This is a genomic window from Vibrio sp. 10N.261.51.F11, assembly GCF_041471665.1.
Lineage (GTDB): Bacteria > Pseudomonadota > Gammaproteobacteria > Enterobacterales > Vibrionaceae > Vibrio > Vibrio crassostreae_C.
The window spans coordinates 48938-72764 of the sequence record NZ_JBFROW010000010.1; the positions used below are offsets into that span (position 1 = coordinate 48938).

Annotated in this window: 19 protein-coding genes and 2 pseudogenes; 15 read left to right on the forward strand and 6 right to left on the reverse strand. The window is 43.6% G+C overall.

Annotated elements, in window-relative coordinates; all coding sequences use genetic code 11:
• Positions 1-750 precede the first annotated feature (750 nt).
• Positions 751-1362 (reverse strand): toxin-antitoxin system YwqK family antitoxin, encoded by a 612-nt coding sequence (locus tag AB4351_RS04545; RefSeq protein ID WP_017061462.1) that lies wholly within the window; start codon positions 1360-1362, stop codon positions 751-753.
• Positions 1363-1871: 509 nt separating this feature from the next.
• Here AB4351_RS04545 and AB4351_RS04550 point away from each other — a divergent pair.
• Positions 1872-3644 carry a sodium:solute symporter family transporter gene (locus AB4351_RS04550; RefSeq protein WP_017067389.1) on the forward strand — a complete coding sequence of 591 codons (1773 nt, stop codon included), beginning with the start codon at positions 1872-1874 and terminating at the stop codon, positions 3642-3644.
• Between the two features lie 85 nt (positions 3645-3729).
• The gene (locus AB4351_RS04555; protein ID WP_017069965.1) at positions 3730-5346 is read left to right on the forward strand and encodes a polysaccharide lyase 6 family protein; all 1617 of its coding nucleotides are present in this window, start codon (positions 3730-3732) and stop codon (positions 5344-5346) included.
• Positions 5347-5513: 167 nt separating this feature from the next.
• Here AB4351_RS04555 and AB4351_RS04560 read toward each other — a convergent pair whose 3' ends face one another.
• Positions 5514-6026, reverse strand: a complete 513-nt coding sequence (locus tag AB4351_RS04560) for a peptide-methionine (S)-S-oxide reductase (protein ID WP_372125183.1) — start codon at positions 6024-6026, stop codon at positions 5514-5516.
• A 239-nt stretch (positions 6027-6265) separates the two neighbouring features.
• Here AB4351_RS04560 and AB4351_RS04565 point away from each other — a divergent pair, with 239 nt between their 5' ends.
• The 3 genes from AB4351_RS04565 (at position 6266) to tnaA (ending at position 11277) form a co-directional block, all read left to right on the forward strand.
• Positions 6266-7381: a YcjF family protein gene (locus tag AB4351_RS04565; RefSeq protein WP_372125186.1), complete on the forward strand. Its 1116-nt coding sequence runs from the start codon at positions 6266-6268 to the stop codon at positions 7379-7381.
• A complete protein-coding gene (locus AB4351_RS04570; protein ID WP_372125188.1) occupies positions 7368-9044 on the forward strand; it encodes a GTPase family protein in 1677 nt (558 codons plus the stop codon). The genes AB4351_RS04565 and AB4351_RS04570 overlap by 14 nt, the downstream gene beginning before the upstream one ends.
• Positions 9045-9804: 760 nt before the next feature.
• On the forward strand, positions 9805-11277 hold the full coding sequence (gene tnaA, locus AB4351_RS04575; protein ID WP_372125190.1) for a tryptophanase: 1473 nt from the start codon (positions 9805-9807) through the stop codon (positions 11275-11277).
• A gap of 127 nt (positions 11278-11404) precedes the next feature.
• On the opposite strand, the pseudogene AB4351_RS04580 reads toward tnaA, so the two are convergent.
• A pseudogene (locus AB4351_RS04580) lies at positions 11405-11515 on the reverse strand (LysR family transcriptional regulator); the annotation flags it as partial.
• An 81-nt stretch (positions 11516-11596) separates the two neighbouring features.
• Here AB4351_RS04580 and AB4351_RS04585 point away from each other — a divergent pair.
• Positions 11597-11836 carry a hypothetical protein gene (locus AB4351_RS04585; RefSeq protein WP_017070645.1) on the forward strand — a complete coding sequence of 80 codons (240 nt, stop codon included), beginning with the start codon at positions 11597-11599 and terminating at the stop codon, positions 11834-11836.
• Positions 11837-12049: 213 nt separating this feature from the next.
• Positions 12050-12367 (forward strand): Dabb family protein, encoded by a 318-nt coding sequence (locus tag AB4351_RS04590; protein WP_372125192.1) that lies wholly within the window; start codon positions 12050-12052, stop codon positions 12365-12367.
• Between the two features lie 146 nt (positions 12368-12513).
• On the opposite strand, the pseudogene AB4351_RS04595 reads toward AB4351_RS04590, so the two are convergent.
• Positions 12514-12624 (reverse strand): annotated as a pseudogene (locus AB4351_RS04595) (DUF3103 family protein); the annotation flags it as partial.
• 122 nt (positions 12625-12746) lie between these two features.
• Positions 12747-15764: an EAL domain-containing protein gene (locus AB4351_RS04600; protein WP_017069971.1), complete on the reverse strand. Its 3018-nt coding sequence runs from the start codon at positions 15762-15764 to the stop codon at positions 12747-12749.
• A 484-nt stretch (positions 15765-16248) separates the two neighbouring features.
• Between AB4351_RS04600 and AB4351_RS04605 the strand changes: the two genes are divergently transcribed.
• From AB4351_RS04605 to AB4351_RS04640, 8 genes are all read left to right on the forward strand, one after another.
• Complete coding sequence (locus AB4351_RS04605; protein WP_102332139.1) at positions 16249-17667, forward strand: DASS family sodium-coupled anion symporter; 1419 nt, start codon at positions 16249-16251, stop codon at positions 17665-17667.
• 6 nt (positions 17668-17673) lie between these two features.
• Complete coding sequence (locus AB4351_RS04610) at positions 17674-19029, forward strand: ATP-binding protein (RefSeq protein WP_372125194.1); 1356 nt, start codon at positions 17674-17676, stop codon at positions 19027-19029.
• Positions 19016-19489: a response regulator gene (locus tag AB4351_RS04615; protein ID WP_017070648.1), complete on the forward strand. Its 474-nt coding sequence runs from the start codon at positions 19016-19018 to the stop codon at positions 19487-19489. Before AB4351_RS04610 ends, AB4351_RS04615 begins: the two co-directional genes overlap by 14 nt.
• A 461-nt stretch (positions 19490-19950) precedes the next feature.
• Complete coding sequence (locus AB4351_RS04620; protein WP_372125196.1) at positions 19951-20451, forward strand: opioid growth factor receptor-related protein; 501 nt, start codon at positions 19951-19953, stop codon at positions 20449-20451.
• A gap of 199 nt (positions 20452-20650) precedes the next feature.
• Complete coding sequence (locus AB4351_RS04625; RefSeq protein ID WP_017062406.1) at positions 20651-21091, forward strand: hypothetical protein; 441 nt, start codon at positions 20651-20653, stop codon at positions 21089-21091.
• Positions 21092-21152: 61 nt separating this feature from the next.
• Entirely contained in the window at positions 21153-21653 is a 501-nt protein-coding gene (locus tag AB4351_RS04630) for a hypothetical protein (protein ID WP_372125197.1), read from the forward strand.
• Positions 21654-21722: 69 nt separating this feature from the next.
• Entirely contained in the window at positions 21723-22172 is a 450-nt protein-coding gene (locus AB4351_RS04635) for a GNAT family N-acetyltransferase (protein WP_372125199.1), read from the forward strand.
• Positions 22165-22566 carry a hypothetical protein gene (locus tag AB4351_RS04640; protein ID WP_017070653.1) on the forward strand — a complete coding sequence of 134 codons (402 nt, stop codon included), beginning with the start codon at positions 22165-22167 and terminating at the stop codon, positions 22564-22566. Before AB4351_RS04635 ends, AB4351_RS04640 begins: the two co-directional genes overlap by 8 nt.
• A 211-nt stretch (positions 22567-22777) precedes the next feature.
• Here AB4351_RS04640 and AB4351_RS04645 read toward each other — a convergent pair whose 3' ends face one another.
• Positions 22778-23806 (reverse strand): methionine synthase, encoded by a 1029-nt coding sequence (locus AB4351_RS04645; protein WP_017062410.1) that lies wholly within the window; start codon positions 23804-23806, stop codon positions 22778-22780.
• Positions 23807-23827 lie beyond the last annotated feature (21 nt).

A 23827-nucleotide genomic window follows, 5' to 3' on the forward strand; every position in this document is an offset into this window, starting at 1 on the left:
TAAATGTGCGCTACAGCAAAAAATTGAACCTTTAGATATCATTTTTATTTGTAATACATTATTATTTACTAACTTTCTTTAGCAACACATAACTTTGCTGTGTTGATTGCATGAACAGACGGTGTGAAGCCGAATAAGTAAGAGTGGTCTTGAAGCTAAATGGATTAAATCCACCGCTTTAAGAACATGAGACATTTACTTGAGGTGATTTAAAGCTCAATCAGAGAAGGTTTGAAATGTAGTAGGCAAGGTAGTGACATAGCCTGCTATATAAGTATGAACTTGATAGGAATGAACTGGGTTCGAATCGTTACCCGTTGTTCTCATCAGCGACAAAGAAGAAATCGTTGAAGTGCTTGCGAAAGCATTTTGATTATTGCTCCCAACTATTCTAATTATAACTTCTGCTTTCATCTAGAAAGGTAGGAGATGGTAGTCGAAGATCTACCCTTGCGCTCATGTTGATACAGGCAACATGAGCGTTTTTTTATTTTAAATTTGAGTAGAGAGTCGTGTGCGGCTCAATAAGCGTGTAAACCGCGGCTTAAGAATAGGCTTTTAGGTTGATGACAACACGCTCAAGTGAGTCTGTTACAGCATCAAAGCCACGAACATTCACGCTTAATCACATGAATGTTCGTTTCCCTTCTCTTCTCTTCTCTTGTCTCTTAGTTGCAGACGTGTAGCTGCAAACTTTAACAGCAGGCGTTTAGTTATATCAAAGAGCTCCGTGAGAGCTGTTCTTGAGGCTTAGCTTTCTGTAGGCATCCACACCTGTTTAGAGGTGACTTTGTGATCTTTAAAGGTCAGTTCTTCAACTTTGTCACCGTTAGTATTCCAGCGAGTAAGTTTTCCGTTCGCGACTTCACCTTCATCAAACTTCGCTTGGCTGGCCTTATTACCGTTCGGGTAGTAGTCCGTTACCAATCCATCTTTTTGTCCGTCGCTGTATTCAGCTGTCAGGCTTTGTTCCCCATTGGGATACCAGCGAGAGGCGGTGCCTGATAATTCATTGTCTTTATAATTGAGTTCTGCTTTTTTCTGTCCGTTTGGATACCAGGTTTCAGCTTTGCCTTGCAGTTCACCTTTTACGTAATTCACTTTAGAAGCGACTTGGCCATTCGGATACCAGTTAGTTTCTAGCCCAAGTTCTAAGCCATCGGCAAACTGAGCTTGGGTCGCGACTTGGCCGTTATCGAACTTCTCTTCAAATTGACCAGTGAAAGGTTTTGAATGGTTTACTTGGTAAGCCACGCCTTTACGCATCTGTAAGTAGTCAACAGCATCTTCACGCGGTGTTGCTGCATAGCTCATAGAAGATACCGTACTAAGAGCAATTAAGATTGGAACGTATTTCTTCATAATGACACCTTTTTATTGGACGGGGAAAGTGTAACGGGTGTGTTAAAAGCATTTCACTTCCGTGTATCCCTGTCAGTATCTAATAGTGGTTTTCAAGTTTTCATTATTGGCTGCCTAATATAAGGAACTTTTAAAAGCAAATTATCGATCTTATTTGTACTACAAATGCATTGGTTTAATTCATTTTTATAAATTATATCTAACGATATTTTTGCTGCTCTTCTTTAAGCTTTGATCGTCAAGAATAATAGTTTTTAACGATGAATCTTCGATTTTTAGAGACTTTGTTCATGTTTTTCGGGGTTTTGGTCGAAATTTAGTGCGGATAACTGCACTGACTTGAGGAATTGCGCTCCTAGGTGGTGCAACTTTGAACTCGATCACTTGTATGATTAATTGAGTGTCAGACTGTAAGATCACTGTCACGCATTTGGATTATTGTAGTACAAATATACTTGCCATTTATTTATAGTGACCTCAACAAAAAAACATAAATAAAAGGTCTAACGATGGAACTCAATACCCTGATAGTTGGCATCTACTTCCTATTCTTAATTGCGATAGGGTGGATGTTTCGAACGTTTACAAGTACGACAAGTGATTACTTCCGTGGGGGAGGTAATATGCTGTGGTGGATGGTAGGTGCAACCGCATTTATGACCCAGTTCAGTGCTTGGACATTTACTGGTGCAGCAGGTAAAGCCTTTACCGATGGCTTTGCCGTAGCGATTATCTTCATCGCGAACGCATTCGGTTACCTAATGAACTACCTTTACTTCGCTCCGAAGTTCCGTCAACTGCGTGTTGTGACGGTAATTGAAGCGATTCGTATGCGTTTTGGTAAGGTGAATGAGCAAGTATTTACTTGGTCTGGTATGCCAAACAGCGTTATCTCTGCAGGTATTTGGTTGAATGGTCTAGCAATCATCGCATCGGGTATCTTCGGCTTTGATATGACAACGACGATTGTCCTAACGGGTCTGGTTGTACTGGTGATGTCAGTGACGGGCGGCTCTTGGGCGGTAATCGCATCTGACTTTATGCAGATGGTTATCATCATGGCAGTAACGGTGACATGTGCAGTCGTTGCTATTTACCACGGTGGCGGTGTTACGCAGATCATTAGCGACTTCCCAACGGATTCGTTCATCACGGGTGACAACCTTAACTACATGAGCATCTTCAGCATCTGGGCTGTGTTCATCTTCTTAAAGCAGTTCAGCATTACCAACAACATGCTTAACTCTTACCGTTACCTTGCTGCAAAAGATTCAAACAACGCACGTAAAGCAGCACTGCTTGCTTGTGTACTAATGACGCTTGGTCCAATCATCTGGTTCATGCCTTCTTGGTTCATGGCTGGTCAAGGTGTTGATTTAGCAGCTGCTTACCCAGAAGCTGGCAGCAAAGCCGCTGACTTCGCTTACCTTTACTTCGTTCAAGAATACATGCCTGCAGGTATGGTTGGCCTTCTGATTGCCGCTATGTTCGCAGCAACAATGTCTTCAATGGACTCAGGTCTAAACCGTAACTCAGGTATCTTCGTTAAGAACTTCTACGAGCCGATTCTTCGTCCTAAAGCGACAGAGAAAGAGCTAATGGTTGTTTCTAAACTAACGTCTACCTTCTTCGGTATCGCGATCATCTTGGTTGCTCTGTTCATCAACTCTCTTAAAGGTCTGAGCCTTTTCGACACCATGATGTACGTGGGCGCATTGATCGGCTTCCCAATGACAATTCCAGCATTCTGTGGCTTCTTCATCCGTAAAACACCGGATTGGGCAGGTTGGGGCACGCTAGTTGTAGGTGGTGTGGTTTCTTACTTCGTTGGTTTCGTTATCACTGCGGACATGATTCAAAACTGGTTCGGTCTAAATGAACTAACTGGCCGTGAGTGGGCTGACCTGAAAGTGGCTATCGGCCTTATCGGTCACATCATATTTACTGCTGGCTTCTTTGTTCTTTCAACACTGTTCTACAAGCCTCTTGCTGAGCACCGTGAGAAAGACGTAGACAAGTTCTTCAACAACCTAGCGACGCCACTAGTTGCTGAAAGTAATGAACAGAAGAAACTGGATAACAAGCAACGTCGTATGTTGGGTTCACTTATCGCGGTAGCGGGTGTGGGCGTAATGACTATGTTCGTACTGCCAAACCCAATGTGGGGACGCATGGTATTCGTTCTGTGTGGCTTGATTGTGTTCTCTGTTGGTCTGTTACTTGTTAAAGCAGTCGATGACAAAGTCGAGCAACAAGACGAAGTGACTCCAGCCGAAGGCTAATTTAATACGCATCCTAAATAACATCACGGCCACCTGAACGGGTGGTCGTCATTTTTATAATCCAAACTTTAATGTGAGATGTACGATGAACAAAAAACTATTATCGGTAAGCATTATTAGCGCGTTCACACTCGCTTTTGCAACAGGCTGTACAACACAAGAAAAAACAGCACCCGTAGTCAGTGTCGCTGAACAAGCTACGCCTGCTGTTAGCGAAATTGACCGTAGTTACCTATTGAGCAGTGACCGCTTAACAGAGGTAGATGGCGACACTTTAGCCGTTGCTTCGGAAGAGCAAGTGGCTGCGCTTAAAGCACAATTTGAAAACCTAAAAGATGGCGACGAAGTGGTTATCCCTGCCGGTAAATACGCGAACTTAGGTCAAGTGACGATCACGGCGAATGACATCACTATCAAGGCTGAGCAAGCAGGCTCTGCGTGGATCACTGGTTTGATTCAGTTTGAACTGAAAGGCGATGACATCACGCTTGATGGCTTGGTATTTACTGAGGGCGGTCCTAACGAACGCTTTGGTGCAGTACGTATGATGGGTAATGGCAACACGCTGCAAAACTCAACATTCTACTACTTCAACCATGATTACACGTACGAGCCAGACGAGCGTCGTTCTGAGTATCCAAAGTACCTATGGGTTTCTCTATGGGGTAAAGATGGCAAAGTCATCAACAACCGTTTCGAAGGTAAGCAAAAACGCGGCACTTTGATCGGTGTACAAAAAGATGACACAGCCGACAACCACCTGATCGCAAATAATATCTTCATGGATCAAAAGCCTAACCAATTCAATGAATTCGATATCAAAGAAGCGATTCGTTACAACGGCAACAGCTGGGAAGCGATCCGTATTGGTGATTCTAAAGCTTCACAGTGGGATTCAAGTTCTAAGTTCGTGAACAACCTGATGATCGATATGGATGGTGAGCGTGAGCTTATCTCGATTAAGTCGGGCGACAACACGATCTCAGGTAATACTATTTTCCAAAGCACCGCGCTTATTTCACTGCGTCACGGAAAAGGCAACACGGTTGAGAACAACATGATTCTTGGCAATGGAAAGCGCCTAACCGGCGGCGTCCGTATCTACGATGAAGATCATGTGATTCGCAATAACTACATTGCAAACACTCGAGGCCGCGATGGTTTGATCGAAGGCAACGCTGACCTACGTGGCGGCATTGTTATTAACACAGGTATTATCGACGTAGCGAATGGTGAGCAGCTAGATCAATCGGTGAAAGGCAAAGAGCTGAACAAGCAGTGGACACCGAAAAACATCACCATCGAGAATAACTCTCTAGTCGACACTGAGTGGGGCATTGTTTACGGCAACCAAAGCCACCGTGTAAGTTTGTTTGACAACGCAGAAGTGGAAGGCATTTATGCGGGCGTTGATGTGGCGTTCAAACACAACGTGGTTGATAACTCGCAATCTCCTGAATTTGTAAGTGTGCGTGCAACGCAAGATTACCCATTAGTCGGCGCAACCTACACAGACGAAACTTACGTAGGTCAAGTAACGGATTCTGGGTTGATTGAAAGCTATTCGGTTGAACTGCCAAAAATGACGGTTGAGAACGGTATCAACGCTTATCAAGGCGAAGGTGCAGACGTGTCTAAACTTGCGGTCGTGACGGCTGAAACAGCGGGTCCGGACTACGTGCTTGAGAATACGACTAAGTAAGTTATTGGCTATGGGTCATTACTTAATGGCTAATGCTTAATGGTTTGAGCTATCAAATCAATTCACGATAGCTGTCTTGACCATTAACACTTAAAAAGCCTCAACAGATAATGTCTGTTGAGGCTTTATCGATCTTAGGTCGTGATCATCTCAATCTTACGTCGAGACTACTGTGATTTATACTTATGCAGTAGATCCCAAGGGATATGACATAAGTGGTGATCTTCAGGGAAGTGACTTAAGTGATGCTGGTGGATGTCGTCGCTGGCAACATAATTGGTCAACGGCAACACCTCAATAGCGATACGGTCGGCATCATCTCTTGAAGAAATATAGTGCTTAGCTTCGGTTAAGTGTTCTGCATTAGTGCTGTATACACCTGTGCGGTATTTCTCTCCGACATCGACACCTTGTTTATTCAAGCTGTAAGGGTCGATAATCTCAAACAAGTGTTCCATCAAAATCGTGACTGACGTGATGTTTGGATCAAATTCAATTTGTACGCACTCCGCGTAGCCATTGTAATCGCTTTGTGTGCCGTCGCTTTGTGTCGTTTTGTTCTCTGTTGGCTGGGCCCTTCCATTAGCACGGCCTGCTTCTGTGCTGATAACACCAGGAACGTACTTAATAAATTCTTGTACACCCCACAAGCAGCCGCCAGCTAAATAAATTTGTTCCATACTTCTCTTTGAGCTCTCTGTGTTTGTTGATGTTCGTTAGGTACCCGAATCAATACGATGATACCCGTACGTATAAAAAAGCGTCTATAAAAATGAGCGCGCAAATAAAAACAAGCGTTTAGGCATTGTAAACCTGTGCGACTGAACAAACATAAGTTTAATATGATTTGTGATTATATAAGTCAGTATTGCTTTGTCATCAACTCGAATCTCAACATCAAGTGAGCGTTACTCTAAACATGTTTGATCAAATAAAAGACTTCATTAATCCGAGCAAGAACCCAGACTTGACTCAGGCTCATGAATATCAGCGCAAGCATCTTCCTACATTGTGGCTGTTGGGCAAAACGGGGGCGGGCAAGTCATCGTTTATTCAAGCGGTCACGGGCGACTCTTCTGTAGAAGTGGGCAATGGTTTTGCGCCTTGTACCATGACGGCGATGTCGTATGAGTTTCCGCAAGACAAACCCGTGATGAGGTTTCTTGATGCCAGAGGACTCAGCGAAGCGAATTACGATGCGAAAGAGGATTTGGAAGAGATTGGTCAGGCAGGTAATGCGTTAGTCGTTGTAATGAAAGCCGACGAACCTGAACAATCCGCTGTGCTTACGGCTCTAAAACAGATTAAGAAACAGAAGAAGATTAAACACTTGTTGCTGGTTCATACGGCGGTGTTGTCTTCCAGTGAACCAGATCGAGCAAGGCAAATTCAGTTCAACACCAACCAAGTAGAGAAGGCTTGGGGTAAAGAGTTTGAATCGGTAGCGGTCGATTTCGAAACGGATGACAACGCTATGTCTAACAGCGAAGCGGTTTACAACTATGACATCTTGTTAGAAAAGCTGAGCAGTATTCTTCCGGTGATAGGAATGATGGTGCAAGACAAAGAACATTCCACGCAAGAAGAAGCCAACTTTGATCAAGTAGAAAACGAAGTGCTTTGGTATGCAGGAAGTGCCGCAGCGAGTGACCTGATTCCGGGTGTTGGTTTGGTGTCGGTACCTGCGATTCAAGCCAAAATGCTTCACAGCTTGGCCAATCAATATGGGGTCGAATGGAATAAGAGAGTCTTTAGTGAGTTGATAGGCACTCTGGGAAGCAGCTTTGCTTTGCAATACGGAATGAAGCTGGGCACTCGACAGTTGATAAAGCTGATTCCAGTTTATGGTCAAACGGTAGGTGCGGTGGCTGCAGCGGCAATGAGTTTCGGCACCTCTTATGGTTTAGGTCGCGCGGCTTGTTTTTACTTCTATCATAAGAACAAAGGTGAAGAAGTGTCTGAACAAGAGATGCAGAAGATCTACAAAGAATCTCTGAAAAAAGGAAAGGCGGCGTCGGGTTATGAAGAAAATTAGAAACCTATTTCGATTACTGGCGGTGCTATCGAGCGGACGCTGGGGCATTGCCCTGATTTCGGCGATCTTCCCAAGCATTATCATGATGGGTTTTGGTGTCTTCTTGGCGATCAAATACGGTTATCTACTCGAAATGTCGATTGCCATTGCCGTGAGTACCTTGGTGTTCACCATTCCTTTATTCATTTCTAGCCGTTCTTCAAGCCGCTCTTCAAATAAAGAGTCTTTCTCGAATAAAGAGAGTGGCGGCCTTGGCGAGGATATTGCTGAAGCTGAATCACAGCATAAAAAAGCTGATATCAACGATGCATTGGTTAAGGCTTCGGCTGATTGGTCTCAAAAAGAACTGTCGATCTGGAATGATTCAAAACACCATGTACGCCAACAATTAATGGTCGACATAGAGTGGGGTAACCTAGACCAAACCGGTTTAGAGGTACTTGAATTTGTTGCGAAAAAGTTTGATAAGAAATCACTCGATTTTTCGATTCCTGAAGGGCTAAAGCTGTTCGAAGAGGTCAGCCGACGCTACAAATTGGTAGTGCGAGAGCATATCCCCGGCATTGAGTATCTCAAGGTTTCTTACATCAAAGCGGGCTACGAAGCCTACGATAAATACGGTGAGCTAGGACAGAAGATCTTCAAAGCGGCTATTTGGGGTAACCACCTTAAAAACTTGTATTTGAATCCACTCAAGGTGATTTCTGATTTAGGACGAGAACAAGCGACAGCAACGATGACAAGGGGTGTGGTTGATGACATGCAATACGCCGCCAAACAAGCCTTGTTAGATGAAGTTGCGGCGGTGGCGATTGACCTCTACAGCGGACGTTTCAGCATTGAAGATGAGGCACTTAAAGTGTCTGATGTTTCTGAACTCGACGAACAACGCTTTGCTCCAGAGCTAGAGCCCGTGCGAATCGTGCTGGTGGGGCAAACGAGCTCTGGTAAATCTTCACTGATTAATGCCCTTAAGCAAGAGCTGGTTGCCGAAGTGGATGTACTGCCATCAACCGACACTTCAACGGTTTACAACGCGTTTGTCGACGACAATGATGTTCGCGTGGTTGATCTTCAAGGGCTTGATGGCAATCCTAAAACCGAAGCCTTAATGCTGAAAGAGATGACCCAAGCCGATGTGGTGTTATGGGTGCTTAAAGCTAATCAATCTGCGCGTGATTTGGATAAGCAATTGAAAGATAGATTTGATGCTTTCTATGACGATCCTAACAACATCTCACGCAAGAAGCCGATTGTGGTGTCGGTTGTGAATCAGGTAGACAGATTAAAGCCTGTAGACGATTGGCAACCGCCGTATGACTTAGAGAATCCAACATCGACCAAAGCGAAGATCATTGCTCAAGCGCTCGAATACAATCATATATTGCTGCAAACCGATATCGTGTTACCGCTGGCGATTGCGCCAGAAAAGGTACAGTTTGGTTTAGATACTTTAAGGCAGACGTTGATAGAGCGTATCGCTGACGCAAATAACGTTCAGAGAAACCGCCAACGTTTAGAAGCCATGAAAAGAGGCTCGTCGGTTAAAGGCCAACTGAATAAAGCAGTCAAAGTGGGTAAGAAGGTGGCACCCAGCGTATTGAAAGCGGCGACACCAAAACTGGCTGAAATGGCCATCAAGCAAGCCGTGAAGAAGAAGTAAGTCATTCACTGCGAATACGGTTCTGGTGAGGTTTGAGCCTCATCAGAATTTATCTTTTCTAGATCGGCGAGTTTTGGATCTTGGCTTTATTAGATGATGGCTTTTTTAGAAAACAGCTATCTTCGCCCCTTATTAGAGAGGTGTTGATTTCAAAAGGGATTTGATATTATTAAGGTTCTCGCTGAACTAGTTTAATAGTATATAAACAGCTGTGATTCACATTTTATATAACACGCTATCGTATTTAATCATCATTCTAAATATTGATCACATTTATACTTTTTTAAGCTGTATTTATAAAACAATTGCACTATATTTAAACTTCGGATCATCTTGATTTCAACGTAGGGATATATTGTGAACATGTATCTGAAATGGCAATCAACAACTTGGCTAACCTTGTTAGCTTGGTATACCTTAGATCACCAACTCTCGTTCCACCTTTCTTCAGAGTAGTACCCTCTAGGCGTCACGCGCCAGCAAAGCAGCGAGCTTTGTTTACCTATCAGCAGCTTTGATAACCTTTGAACGTATGAATGTCGCACTTATTATTCCGTGTAGGGTATTCGTTTTTTGTCGTTCTCGCTAATTATCTTAGCCTCTGTTTAGGTTTGATTAATAAGTCATTATTTAATTTGTTTATTTTCACTGTTAATTTTCTGTGTATCTTTATACGGAACTATTAATTTAATAGTGAGGACTCGTGACATCTAAAGAAAATACATTTCGACCTGATCGGAATGTATTGAAAGGTATTATTATGGAAAACTTCAAACATCTACCAGAACCGTTTCGTATTCGTGTTGTAGAGCCAGTAAAAAGAACAACTCGCGCCTATCGTGAACAAGCCATTGTCGACGCGGGCATGAACCCATTCTTACTGGATAGTGATGATGTGTTTATCGACTTACTGACAGACAGTGGTACAGGTTCTATTACTCAGCGTATGCAAGCCGCGATGTTAATGGGTGATGAAGCTTACAGTGGTAGCCGCAGTTACTACGCATTGTCGAATGCGGTGAAAGATATCTTTGGTTATGAGCTGACTATTCCTACTCACCAAGGGCGTGGCGCAGAGCAGATTTACATTCCTGTTTTGATTAAGAAGCGCGAAATGGAAAAGGGACTCGACCGCAGCAAAATGGTCGCTTTATCGAACTACTTCTTCGATACAACACAAGGTCACACCCAAGTGAATTGCTGTGTGGCGAAAAACGTTTATACCAAAGAAGCGTTTGATACCTCAGTGAACGCAGATTTCAAAGGCAACTTCGATGTGGTGAAGCTGGAAGAAGCGATCTTAGAAGCGGGAGTGGCAAATGTTCCTTACATTGTGAGCACCATTACTTGTAACTCTGCTGGTGGACAGCCAGTGTCTATCGCCAACCTAAAAGCCGTTTATGAAATCGCTCAGAAGTACGATATTCCAGTGATCATGGACTCGGCACGCTACGCTGAAAATGCTTACTTCATTCAGCAACGAGAAGCCGGTTATCAAGATTGGACTATCGAACAAATCACTCGTGAGTCTTACAAATACGCGGATGGTTTAGCCATGTCTGCCAAGAAAGACGCGATGGTACAAATGGGCGGTTTGTTGTGCTTTAAAGACGACTCATTCATGGATGTATACACAGAATGTCGAACACTGTGTGTCGTACAAGAAGGTTTCCCAACCTATGGTGGCTTAGAGGGTGGCGCAATGGAACGCCTTGCGGTTGGCCTTTATGACGGCATGCGTCAAGACTGGTTGGAATATCGTATTGGTCAGGTTCAGTACTTAGTCGATGGCTTAGAAGCGAAGGGCATCGTGTGCCAGCAAGCAGGCGGTCATGCTGCGTTTGTCGATGCGGGTAAATTGCTGCCTCATATCCCGACTGGTCAGTTTCCCGCACATGCTTTGGCGTGCGAACTCTATAAAGTCGCGGGTATCAGAGCGGTTGAGATTGGGTCTTTGCTGCAAGGACGCGACCCAGCAACAGGTGAACAACACCCATGTCCTGCTGAGTTGTTGCGCCTTACCATTCCTCGCGCGACCTACACACAAACACACATGGACTTCATTATCGAAGCATTCGAAAAAGTGAAAGAGAATGCAGGACAAGTGAAAGGGCTCGATTTTACCTACGAGCCGCCGGTGTTAAGACACTTCACTGCGCGCTTGAATGAGGTAGAGACCAGCGAGAAACAAACAGAAAAAAAGAACGAACAAACGCTCGAAGAAGCATTTTAAAATAAAAACATAAGCGAATAGTTACTAGAACCCTAATCAAAGGCTCCCTCGGGAGCCTTTTCTTTTTTTGGATGGTAGGGGAGTTAGGCAGTTAAGCCTTTAAGTAGTTAACCCGTTAAAAGCTGAACTACGCTTGTTTGTTTTTCAGGGTAGACTTCAACATTTGGAATAACCACTGATTCAAAGGTGCGTCTTTTTGCGAGCGGCGGCAGCTCATCACATAGCTCACATCTATGGTTCATGTTCGATTGTTAAAGTTACTCCAACAAAAACACAGATACCAAACGAACAAAGAATTAGAAATACAACGAGGTGATGTATGAACAAGTTAATCGCACTTGGATTGATGGCTTTATCTATGAACACGGCTTTCGCGGCTGACGGTACTTATGCGAGTACTCTCGATATGACGAGAAGCGAAGGTAATCAAGTAAAGGCTGAGCGTGTTGAATCTGATCCAGTGCTTGAAGGAAGAAATGACGCCGCTAATGGCGGAATAAAATTCCAAAAGAACGTTGATCAAGACCAAACGATCCAGCTTACAGGTCGTCGTGATTAACGTTAAAGATGTGCTTACCATTGTCATGAGAAATGCTGGGCCCTCGGGTGCAGCATTTTTCGTTATTGGGTTGTGGAGTATTTTATAAACTCTAGCGATCTAGCCTTGGCATGTTGTGTAACGTGTGGCATTTTGTTGTTCTCTAATTTAGATCGCTATTAGGTGTTGGTTAAGCATTACAAACCAGTAAGCGAACGCTCGAAAGGACTAGGAATGACTCAAAAAGAAACGGGAATGATTCGTCATATTCTACTGATTAAGTTTAAAGAAAACGCTGAGGCTTCAGAGGTTCAAAAACTAAAGATGTTGTTTGAAGCGATGCCAAACAAGGTTGAAGGGGTCACTTCAGTAGAATGGGGATTAAATGACAGCCCTGAAAACAAGAATCAAGGTTATACCCACTCGGTGTTAATGACGTTCGCCGATGAAGAAGGCCGTCAGAATTACCTTCCGCACCCTGAGCATGATGCGCTGAAAGATGTGTTTCGTCCGCTTTTAGAAGACATCATTGTGTTTGATTACTCCCAGTAATTAGGTTCTGAGTAGGTCTCTTGTGTTTTACTTACCTTCGATAATGAAGAGTTAGGGCCTAGCGATTAAGCCCTAACTCAATAAGAAACGACTTACTCTGTTGGCGAAATAGTGACTGGTGCAAACGATGCGACAGCATTCCCGCCTGCGCCCCAGCGGTAGCGAGGCCAGAAGATAACTGTCTGATTGGGGTAGTACGTCTGTTTGTCGTAGTCCAGATAAGGCATCTCAACGAGGTCTATCTGTGGTTCTAAACGACCTTTATGTCATCTACTGTTTACGCTCATTTTTATTCCGTTAACCTGCCAATAGGCAGTAAAGTTAACGCAAAGCGTGAATAAGAATGGCATTACTTTTAAATAATGCCGTTGTGCCACGGTTAAGCTCTAGTCAATTTGATAGCCACTTCTGATTCCAGTTCACTTAATGGTCGAGGTTTACTGAAGTAATAACCTTGCAGCAGATCTATCCCCAGTCCGTTTAGGCGTTGGTTATGATCAGCAGTTTCCACCCCTTCAGCTACAACACGATAGCCCAAGCTTTTACCCATCATGATCATAGTGTTGACGAAGTCTAAGTTGGTCTGCCCTTGAGTTATGTCAGAGATAAATGAACGGTCGATCTTTACTTCACTTAGTGGAAGTTGCTTTAGTAGAGATAGAGAAGAGAATCCCGTGCCAAAATCGTCAAGAGAGATAGAAATTCCTACATCGTGTAGTTCTTTAAGTGAGTTTATGCATAACTCGTAATCGACAATTGCTGCTGACTCGGTTATCTCAATACAGAATAACGTCAAAGGAAGCTGGTATTGGCGAATAGTTCGAATGATTTCTTGAGCGAAGTGAGGCTGTATCAGCTGTTTTGCACTGATATTAATGGAAATATGGCTCATGGTTTGTAGCCATTCAGATCCTTCAACATCCTTACAAACTCGATGAATGATACATTCACCAAGCTTGCTGATTAGGCCAGCTGATTCAGCAACCTCGATAAACTGGTCAGGAGGGACATCCCCCAATGTTGGAGATTCCCATCTTGCTAGTGCTTCAACAGCAGTAATCTTTTCATCTTGCCCACAATATTGAGGTTGGTAGTGCACCTTTATTTCTTGTTGAGCGATGGCACGACTGAGTTGGTGCTCTATTTCGATTATGTTTTCCGTCTCTTTTGCCATTGACCTTTGAAAGTTGAGATAGCTTTGTCCTCCCAGCTTTTTAGCTTGATACATGGCAATGTCGGCCTGCTTAATTAATTCTTCGGCACTTACTCCATCATAAGGATACATAGCGATGCCTAGGCTTCCTTGGCTGATAATCTCAATATCATCAACGATCAATGGGTTTTGAACGGCATTTAAAATCTGCGTGGCGAGTGCGTTGATGTCTGCTTCGGAACTGACATTACACAAAAACAAGAATTCGTCACCTCCCAAACGTGCGACAAGGTGTTCACTTGATAGCACGTTCTGAATATGTTTGGTCACGTGGCAAAGAAGTGCATCACCGACGTGATGACCAAAAGAGTCGTTGATAATCTTAAAACGGTTAAGATCCATCAACATGACCGCGCGTTTTTGGTTAGGTCGATTCACAATGTGTTGCGCGATGCTTTCCATTATTTTCCGGCGATTAGCGATGCCAGTAAGCGCATCATAATACGCCATGTGTTGAATCTTTTCCGCATCTTCTCGCTCTTGAGTTACATCCGTCATTGAGCCAATGAAGCGCACAGCCTGCCCTTCTGCATTATGAACCGCTGAGCCATTGGCATGAACCCAGATATATCCGCGATGTTGCGTCTTCATCCTGAATTCACATTTGAACGGTACTTCTTCGTTTAAGTGGTTATGAATGGCGGATTCGAGAAGTTCTAAGTCTTCTGAGTGTATATATTGGAACAGATGGTCACATCCTAACTTACGATCAGAAAAGGTATCTTGACAGCCAATCATTTTGGTTAACCGACTGTTCCAGACAAGAGTATTGGTTAGTAAGTCCCAATCCCAGATACCATCGTTTGAGCTGTTAGATACTACTTTGAGCTGTTGCAACAACTGTTGGGAGTTCTTCTGACGATTGTTACTTGTATTGATAAGCTCGTCGCGCTCGATGAACAGTGCGAGCATATCTAAATAATTGTTGAATACCGATTGTGTACCGATATCTTGGTGATCTTGCAATGAATCAACAACAGCGACGAGCTTCCAGTGATCTTCTTGCCCTGAGTTGATAGGAAGAATGGAAGCAACGAAATGATCATAGCGTTCGAAAAATGGGAAATTGCGAATATCGTCTTGAATATCTGTTTGTTGCGGTAGGGTAGTTGGCTGAGTCATGCCTTTTTCTACCCATTTCCTAATAGTGTATTGCTCCGAATTACACTCAGCGAGACAGGCCCAGTCAAGATTGTTTCCGTAAAGGCTTTGAGCATCTCTAATTGAGTCAAAACCTCCTTGTGCTTGTGAATAGAAATTTTCGAATATCTCAGCGGGAGAACGCCCTTGCACATTTAAGAGGATTTGGCGAGTTGAGTTGATATCTTCTTTATGTTCGAGATCTGGGTTTGTGTTACCGCAAGACTGATGAACGATGAGCTTTTGCGGGACACTATTATTGGCATTATTAAAAGGCTTCCCAGAAATACGTTCCAACACGCGGTGAAATACTTGCGTCGCTAGAAGCTCAAGCTGTTGGTCTACTGTTGTTAACTTGGGATTGAATTGTTGACCGACGAAAATATTATCAATGCCTACGATGGCGACATCGTCAGGTACCGAGATATTGCTGTGAGACAGTTGCTCCATCATACCTACAGCATTGTGGTCAGTTGCGCAGATAACCGCAGTGCATTTGGATTTACGCTGTATAAATTCTATTGCGGCTTCTCGTCCCCCAGATAGAGAACAATTCGACACGCGGAAGAAATGGCGTTGGTTGAATGAGCCTTTATGATCAATCACCGTACGTTGATACGCTTTGAAGCGAGACCTGATATCATTAACAGTGAGATCGCCACAAAAGCCGATTTCTTCGTGTCCTTGACTTTGTAACCATTCATAGAGCTTAGTGACACCATCGCTTTGCACACTATAATACTGCTCAACGGGCAGCGGCGCATAGCTTGCTCCAATAGAAATGACTGGAATGTTTGCGTTTATAGCTTCTTCGATCAACTTTACTGTCGCTGCATGGAGAACGACCACAAGGGCATCGAGATGATTAAAATATATAGGAAGTTTAAAATCTCTTCGCTCACCCGAGCGGATGAAGATCAGATTGACTTTATGGTTTTTCGCAAGCCTTCTAAGGGTTGCATTTAGCTCGCCCATGTAGAAGCCACTGAGCATAGGCAGCACAATGCCAACGGTAGGACGTTTTTTAGATGTAACAATAGTCATGTTATTAGCCGGTCGAAAGTTGTGTTGTGTAGAACTGTTTTCGGGGGAGAATAGATATCTTTTTATTATTTCTTCCATGCTCTACTAAGCGAGCTTGAAAATAAACTTACGGCAAAAGGAAATGCAAAACCACGCACAATCCGAGTAAGTCTAACTCATATATTTGAGAGGTTACTCAGAAGCGGTCCTCAATTTATGGACATGACTTAAGCGACTGATCTGTTCTGACAGTACCTAGAATAACCGGAACGGATTATGACTAGAAACGCAGAAACCACTCTCCTGAATTTAATTGCAACAATAAATGACATACAAACGTAGAGGTAGCGCACAAAATCGAAAAAGGGGATATCGCGATTACGTAATCATTGATCTAGCCGATAGTGAGATAGTGATAAGAGGTCGATAATTCGTTGTCGGATCTAAATTAGAACTTTAAATCTAATTTCTAAGTAGTTGTTATCTCAGGAAGAGTTTTTGTGCTATGCGCCCCTATATTAAATACATTATCCCTATTTTAATTCCTTTCATTATCCTCGTAATGCCGCTATCAGCGTTTCCATTTGAAGGCCTTACGATTATTCAACAACGCGTTATCGCGATCTTTTTATTAGCGGCATTGTGCTGGGTGTTCGAGCCCATCCCGATCTACGCGACGTCTGTTGTTATTATCGTTCTGCAATTATTGATGTTGTCGGATAAAGGGCTGATCTTTTTAAGGTTTGAGCATGGGGAGGAACATTTTGGTGAGCTGTTAAAATACAGCGATATCATGGCGACATTCGCTAGCCCAATCATCATGCTGTTTTTGGGTGGTTTCTTCTTAGCAATGGCCGCCACTAAATATCGATTAGACGTAAACTTAGCTCGCGTGTTGTTGAAGCCATTTGGACAAGACCCAAAGTTTGTGATGCTCGGCTTAATGTTGATCACTGGTATCTTTTCGATGTTTATGTCTAACACGGCAACAACGGCAATGATGCTCTCTATTTTAACGCCGGTACTGGCTGTGTTTGGTCCGAAAGACCCCGGTCGTGTAGCGTTTGCACTTTGTATCCCGGTTGCCGCTAACATCGGTGGCATTGGTACTCCGATCGGTACCCCTCCGAACGCTATCGCACTTAAATATTTAGTTGGCGATAACCTCATTACGTTCGGTGAATGGATGGCATTTGGTGTGCCGTTTGTTGTGATTATGATGGCGTTAGCGTGGTTTTTAATAGGCTTTATGTACAAAGCTGACCAAAAGAAAATCGAGCTAAGCATCAAAGGTAAATTCCTTAAAACGCCTAAAGCCATTGCGGTGTACGTCACTTTTGCGCTGACCATCATTCTTTGGTTAATGGGTTCAAGCCATGGCATGAACTCTTACACCGTCGCTCTGATTCCTGTCGCTGTGTTCTCACTCACAGGGATCATCAATAAAGAAGACCTGAAGAAAATTTCTTGGGACGTATTGTGGCTTGTATCAGGTGGTATTGCGCTTGGTTTAGCGCTCGATAAAACTGGCTTAGCAAAGCTCGTGGTACACAGTATTCCGTTTGATAGCTACTCACCCTATGTGGTGTTGTTCGGAGCGGCGTTCTTGTGTTTGGTAATGGCAAACTTTATGTCTCATACCGCAACGGCTAACTTGTTAATGCCAATTATGGCGGCATTAGGTTCGTCTATGGCTTCACTCACGCCACTAGGCGGTGAGCTAACGTTAATTTTGGTTGTGACTTTTGCCGCTTCATTAGGTATGTCGCTGCCAATCAGTACGCCACCGAATGCGTTGGCTCATGCCACTGGTCATGTGCAAAGTAATCAAATGGCCAGAATCGGTATTATTTTGGGTGTGGTTGGTGTGTTACTGAGTTTTGTTATGGTGTGGGTGCTACATTCAATTGGTCACATAGGATAACGATACGTGTATCAACAAAAGCTAGAAGCACTGATCGAGCGCTATTTTAACCAAACAGAACGTCGGGTGACGTGCTGTGCCGGTAACACCATTATTGAACAATCAGCGTTAAACACTCGTTTATATTATGTGTTTAGTGGAGAACTGGAAGGGTTTTATACCGATGCGAATACACCGCAAGTGCGAGTATTTAGCGCGGGTAGTGGGGCTTTTATAGGCGTTCATAGCTTCTTTTCAGGTAATTGGACAGCATCTTCAACGGTTGTTGCTAAAACCGGTGTTGAGTTAGCGTGGATCGATAAAGACACGCCTGCAGAAGATGAACGTAAATTTGGTCCTCTTACCGCACAGTTCACACCTGTAATTGTCAATGAGTTGTCGCGTCGTCAACGCCGCGCAACACAAGAAGCGATAGCGAAACAAAAAGCGCTAGAGAAGTTACATACTGCTGAGCAAATGACGACCTTGGGTCAATTGGCTGCAGGGATTGCTCATGAGCTTAACAACGCTATTGGTGTCGTAAATAGTAAATCTGGTCGACTTGAAACGGTCATCATGGATCTGCTTGAAGAAGTGCATCCAGAAGCCAGTCAATTTTTCGATTTTGGGTTAATGCATGGTCAGAAAACGTCGTCGTCAGAAGCACGAACACGTGGGCGACAATTTGAAAGAAAATATGGTTTAGACAAAAACATTGCTCGCTCTCTTGCAAAGGCGATTCCAATTGATGCTTTATCTGCAACAGACGTTATTTCAAAGCATTGGCTGAAAAAACCAGAAGAAGCGATTCGTTTTTGGCAGATGGGCTGTGATTTACATGATTTGCGTTTGGCATCTAGACACACCGTCGGCATCGTAAAATCGGTTAAACAACTTGGCAGAGTTGATATCGACACCGAAGAAGCGGTTGATATTAACGACTCCATTAACCATGCCTTATCGTTGCTACAAAGTGAGTTACGTAGAGTGTCTGTGCGATTGAGCCCTGCGGATTTACCGTCTTTTAAAGGCTCGAAAACAGAGCTCGTTCAGATTTGGGTCAACATTATAAAGAATGCTTGTGATGCAATGTCGAATTCAGACGATGCCGCAATAGAGATTCAAACCAGATTAAGTAAGAAAAGGATATTAGTTACGATCGCGAATAACGGCCCTGAGATAGACGAGGCGACTCGTAGAAAGGTATTTCAGCCCAACTTCACCACTAAAAAAGGTGGTTTATCGTTTGGATTGGGCTTGGGTTTATCAGTAGTTAAGCGGATTGTGGCAGGTTATGGCGGAAGTATTATTGTGAAAAGTGATGCTTCTAAAACGGTATTTAGAATCAAGTTACCAATAGAGGGTGAACATGGAGAAGCTTAATTTAATCTGTGTCGATGACCAGAGAGAAGTACTGAGCGCAGTGATACAAGATTTAGAGCCGCTGGCGAGTTGGCTGAATATTGAAGATTGTGAATCAGCGCAAGAAGTGCTTGATCTCATTGATGAACTTGACGCAGAAGGCGAACACATTACCGTCATCGTGTCTGATCATGTGATGCCAGGGAAAACGGGTGTGGAGTTACTCACTGAAGTGTTCCATGACAGTCGCTTTCCGAATACCAAGAAAATTCTTCTTACGGGGCAGGCCACTCATACTGATACCATCAATGCGATTAATGCAGCAGGCATCGACCGTTACTTTGAAAAGCCTTGGCAAGCAAGCACATTGGTTGAGTGCATTCGTACTCTTGTCACTGAGTACATATTTGATCAAGGGCTTGATTACACGGACTATCAGAATGAGCTCGACCAGCAGGTTGTGTTGAGACGCTTGCGTTAGCCTCTTATGTTAGCGACTTACATTATTCACTAGTGTAAGTCGCTTGAAATTCTATGCACCGAAGGACGCTTTCTGAAGGGTTTTTCTTTGAAAGATGTAATCTTTCGCTGCTTATTTTACCTACCTCTTTTAGTCGTTCAGGTTTTGGTACTCAGTTATTAACACACTGGTTGCTGGCTTTAGTCTAAAACTCATACGCTACGCCAACGCCAACGGATGCATTGTGTTTTCTTCAGGAACGATTCCCTGAACATACAGCAGAGCTAAAATGTGTCGCAGAGTTCCCGTGTCGTTTGTTAGAAAAGTAAGTCGAAATTATTCAAAAGTGATTCCTAACGCGTGGGACGTGGAGTTCTAAGCCAAATCGGTACTTACAACGTAAAGGACTAGGCTTTTGACGGCTTACTGCGTAATAATGCATTCGCCCACAAGTGGGGGTTTATAGTCAGTAGGATTTTAAAATGAGTGAGATTGCTCGCTTTATATCTGGTGAAGCGCCGGACAAATTTGGTCGAAATATAGAACAGTTATTGGCTTACAATCATTTTTGGTTGGAGCATGACCATAAGTACATTCAAGTGTTCTTCCCAATAGATGAGGGGACTAAGTTTAATCAACATGCCCCGTTGGTTACTCAAGAAGATAAGGTGCTTTTTGCTAATTCAGAAGCGCTCCGCACAGCTCATCTACAAGCGCTTGACCTGATGCTTGAGTTTTGGGGTATGCAGCGAAACGGGAGTGAAATATCTTCATCGTTACCACTTAGCCCGGCTAATCACGTATGGTTAAAGAATCATGACCATAACCAGCTAAGGTTAACGCGAGCCATTCGCAGTTTGTACTTGTTGGGTAATGAAGAGGTTGCGGCTCGGTTATGTGACTTTTTAGTATCAGCGGCGACCGAGACAGGGTTGGTGTCGGATAAAACCGTTCAGTATTGGCGCAATGCCTTGGAAGGTTAGGGGTTTTCTGTGCAGAGCTTCCGGCACTGCTCATAATTGATTCTCAATGCGCGGTATTTTGTACGATGCCGCTTTCTCTATATTCAACATTTGAATGCAATTTGTGGAATATATCAAAGTTAATTAAACTGATGGTAAGTTATTACTTTTCATTATGTTAGGGTTCTTTTCTTAAGGTCAGCGGATTAGGAAGAGGCTAATGAAAAAGGGATTTGTGATAGCGATATCAATCGGCTTTGTTGTCTTCTTCCTTGTTGGTCGTGAGCTTCAGTGGTTCGGGTCCAGTAATTCCGAGTCGTTTCCTAAACTTCCTGATAGTCCCCAATTTGTTCCTTCTATCGATTTCGACGGTGAGTGGCTAGGCCGCCGTATTAACACCACTGGCAATAATATGTGTGAACGCACAACCATCACCGGAACTATTCGTGAGGGTAAGGCTACTCTAAGGCTTACCTACAATGGAACACCGTTAGAGGGTTGGGTGACGGAAAACGGCGACTTACGTTTATATGCTAAACATCGCCAATGGGATTATCGTTTTTCCGCACGTGGCAGTGGCAGTAGATTTGACGGCCGATGGCACTTAACCAATGGGCCGTGCCAAGGAAGTTGGTTTCTAGAAAAGGTCGATGGCAAGTAGGGTTGTTACTACAAGACGCCGTTTAAAATTAACCAGCACAAGGTTCTTTTAGGAGAGATAAGTGATCAGATTAATCGCCGTGTTCATTGTGGCTTTCGGGCTAGGTGCATATGCGAGCTTACATGTTTTGACAGACTATGTTGTGAGCATTGAAGACAGTCATAAAGCTGCGGTGCGGCAAGGTTTTGAAACCTATAAATATGCAAATACAAAAGACCTTGCCCCATTAATTAAAACATCGAACTTGTTAGCTCGTTATAGTGCTTGTGAATTAGAGGGAGATGAAGGCGATGCGATTGCATTAGCCCTGTCTATTAACGCTATTTCCTTTGGGATGTTATCGAAGCAAGCGTCTGACCTCGATCAAGACACCTTTAGGACTGGTTTGATGATGTACGGAAAACTCAAAGACAACGAAAAAGCGTCTGGTCAGTTAACTGAAATGCTTACTGCGTACTGTAAAGATAGTCTTCGCTATCTATACGACTGTGAAAAACTTTCTAATTTGTTAGGCGAAGAATGGGATACACAATGGAAGGAAGTGAAACCAGTATGTACCTAAAAATGATTCAACATATACGGCATTTTGCTATGCCGTATTCAGATGTGATTTGAAAACAAAGGACACAATATGGATGTAAGGTTGGTCAAAGGTTCAGAGCCTAAGTTCGCTGAATCGATCACCAAAACGAATATGGCGAGTTACTATCAAGCTCGTGGAATCGCTTGGGGTCATAGCCAGTTTTTACGCAGCTGGGATGAGCTGGATAACTATGAAATTTATGTGGGGGATCGCCGTATTGGTGTTGTTCGCTTCAGTTACGCTAGTGGTACAACGTTTCTTAGGGACTTGCAGATATTAGCTGACTGTCAAGGTCAAGGTTTTGGCTCTAAGTGTCTCGATTTGGCTATTGAACATGCGAACAATCAAGCATCGGCTCAGTTAGTGTTGCGCGTGTTCAGTGAGAACCCCGCCATTAAGCTTTATCAATCAAAAGGTTTTACTCAGTTGTCTGAAGTGAAAGGGCTCGTTGAAATGGAGCTGCCTTTAGGGTCATCATTGAGAGAGTGTCATGGATAACCGTATCCAACTAAATTTTGTTAAATACTTATTTTCAGAGTTGCTGTTTATTGTTATTGCACTAGGTCTTGCCTATTGGATATTAGATGGTGATCGTTCATCGCTGCTAACCATAGGGCTGATAATTTGTGTTCCTCCATTAATAAAAATTCTAATGTTGTGGTGGAAGCTTCGCGATAGCTCGTTTGAAATCACGAACGGTCATGTACGTTTAAATGGCGTTGCTTGTGATGTGACTTTACAGCGTAGCTTTCTTCCGTTTGAAATTGGCTCATTCATCAAGCTTTCATACACGAAAGGTGCAATGCAGAAACACAATATTTACCTTTCTAAAGGCGCAATGAGCAAAGAAGAATGGAGCCGTATGTTAGCGTGTCGAACTAGGTCGCCATAAAGAAGCGACATCGCTGTTACTTGAGCTTTTAGTTTCCACGACGAATAGCGATGCGATTAAAGAGTACCAACGAGCGATCTCTTTATATGCTCAAGACCTAGATAAAACCTGGTAAGCAGCGCGTAAAGCTCATTAACTCACATAACAAAAAGCCTAAGCATCAATATGATACTTAGGCTTAAAGGCATAGTTTTTGTTCTTTAGGAAAGCGTTACGCTGAAAGCTCTTTACGAACGATCTCTGCGCCAGCACTTAGCGCATTAAGCTTCGCTGAGGCTATCTCGCGAGGTAGGGGAGCCATGCCGCAGTTGGTGCAAGGGTAGAGCTTGTCGGCATCAACGTACTTAAGTGTTTCACGTAGAGTGCTAGCCACTTCTTCCGGTGTTTCAATCGAATCGGTTGCAACATCAATCGCACCGACCATTACTTTCTTGCCTCGTACGAGCTCAAGCAGCTCAAGAGGTACATGAGAGTTGTGACACTCTAAAGAGATAATGTCGATATTCGATTGCTGCAGCTTAGGGAAGACTTCTTCGTATTGGCGCCACTCGGTGCCTAATGTCTTTTTCCAATCCGTATTCGCTTTAATGCCGTAGCCATAACAAATATGGACTGCTGTTTCGCACTTAAGCCCTTCAATGGCTCTTTCCAAACAAGCGATGCCCCAATTGTTCACTTCATCAAAAAACACGTTAAACGCAGGTTCATCGAACTGAATAATATCCACGCCTGCCGCTTCAAGTTCTTTGGCTTCTTCGTTGAGGATCTTTGCAAATTCCCACGCCAGTTTTTCACGGCTTTGGTAATGCGCATCGTAAAGTGTATCAATCATGGTCATAGGCCCCGGCAGAGCCCATTTGATCGGTTGGTCGGTTTGCTGACGTAAGAACTTCGCATCTTCAACAAACACAGATTTCTGACGAGAAACTGGGCCTACAACCGTCGGTACACTCGCATCGTAACGGTCGCGGATTTTAACGGTTTCACGCTTTTCAAAATCAACGCCATTCAGGTGTTCAATGAAGGTCGTTACAAAGTGTTGACGTGTTTGTTCGCCGTCACTCACAATATCAATGCCTGCTTGCTGTTGCTCGTGCAGAGAGACACGCAGCGCATCTTGTTTGCCGTCTGTGAGTTCATCGCCTTGAAGTTTCCATGGCGACCAAAGCGTCTCTGGTTGTGCAAGCCAAGACGGTTTCGGCAAGCTGCCCGCTGTTGAAGTCGGTAATAGTGTTTTCATAATAATATTGCCTATCCTTGG

Coding starts and splice junctions, on each gene's coding strand:
- AB4351_RS04545 (WP_017061462.1), bottom strand. CDS start 1,362: ATGAAGAAATACGTTCCAATCTTAATTGCTCTTAGTACGGTATCTTCT.
- AB4351_RS04550 (WP_017067389.1), top strand. CDS start 1,872: ATGGAACTCAATACCCTGATAGTTGGCATCTACTTCCTATTCTTAATT.
- AB4351_RS04555 (WP_017069965.1), top strand. CDS start 3,730: ATGAACAAAAAACTATTATCGGTAAGCATTATTAGCGCGTTCACACTC.
- AB4351_RS04560 (WP_372125183.1), bottom strand. CDS start 6,026: ATGGAACAAATTTATTTAGCTGGCGGCTGCTTGTGGGGTGTACAAGAA.
- AB4351_RS04565 (WP_372125186.1), top strand. CDS start 6,266: ATGTTTGATCAAATAAAAGACTTCATTAATCCGAGCAAGAACCCAGAC.
- AB4351_RS04570 (WP_372125188.1), top strand. CDS start 7,368: ATGAAGAAAATTAGAAACCTATTTCGATTACTGGCGGTGCTATCGAGC.
- tnaA (WP_372125190.1), top strand. CDS start 9,805: ATGGAAAACTTCAAACATCTACCAGAACCGTTTCGTATTCGTGTTGTA.
- AB4351_RS04585 (WP_017070645.1), top strand. CDS start 11,597: ATGAACAAGTTAATCGCACTTGGATTGATGGCTTTATCTATGAACACG.
- AB4351_RS04590 (WP_372125192.1), top strand. CDS start 12,050: ATGACTCAAAAAGAAACGGGAATGATTCGTCATATTCTACTGATTAAG.
- AB4351_RS04600 (WP_017069971.1), bottom strand. CDS start 15,764: ATGACTATTGTTACATCTAAAAAACGTCCTACCGTTGGCATTGTGCTG.
- AB4351_RS04605 (WP_102332139.1), top strand. CDS start 16,249: ATGCGCCCCTATATTAAATACATTATCCCTATTTTAATTCCTTTCATT.
- AB4351_RS04615 (WP_017070648.1), top strand. CDS start 19,016: ATGGAGAAGCTTAATTTAATCTGTGTCGATGACCAGAGAGAAGTACTG.
- AB4351_RS04620 (WP_372125196.1), top strand. CDS start 19,951: ATGAGTGAGATTGCTCGCTTTATATCTGGTGAAGCGCCGGACAAATTT.
- AB4351_RS04625 (WP_017062406.1), top strand. CDS start 20,651: ATGAAAAAGGGATTTGTGATAGCGATATCAATCGGCTTTGTTGTCTTC.
- AB4351_RS04635 (WP_372125199.1), top strand. CDS start 21,723: ATGGATGTAAGGTTGGTCAAAGGTTCAGAGCCTAAGTTCGCTGAATCG.
- AB4351_RS04640 (WP_017070653.1), top strand. CDS start 22,165: ATGGATAACCGTATCCAACTAAATTTTGTTAAATACTTATTTTCAGAG.
- AB4351_RS04645 (WP_017062410.1), bottom strand. CDS start 23,806: ATGAAAACACTATTACCGACTTCAACAGCGGGCAGCTTGCCGAAACCG.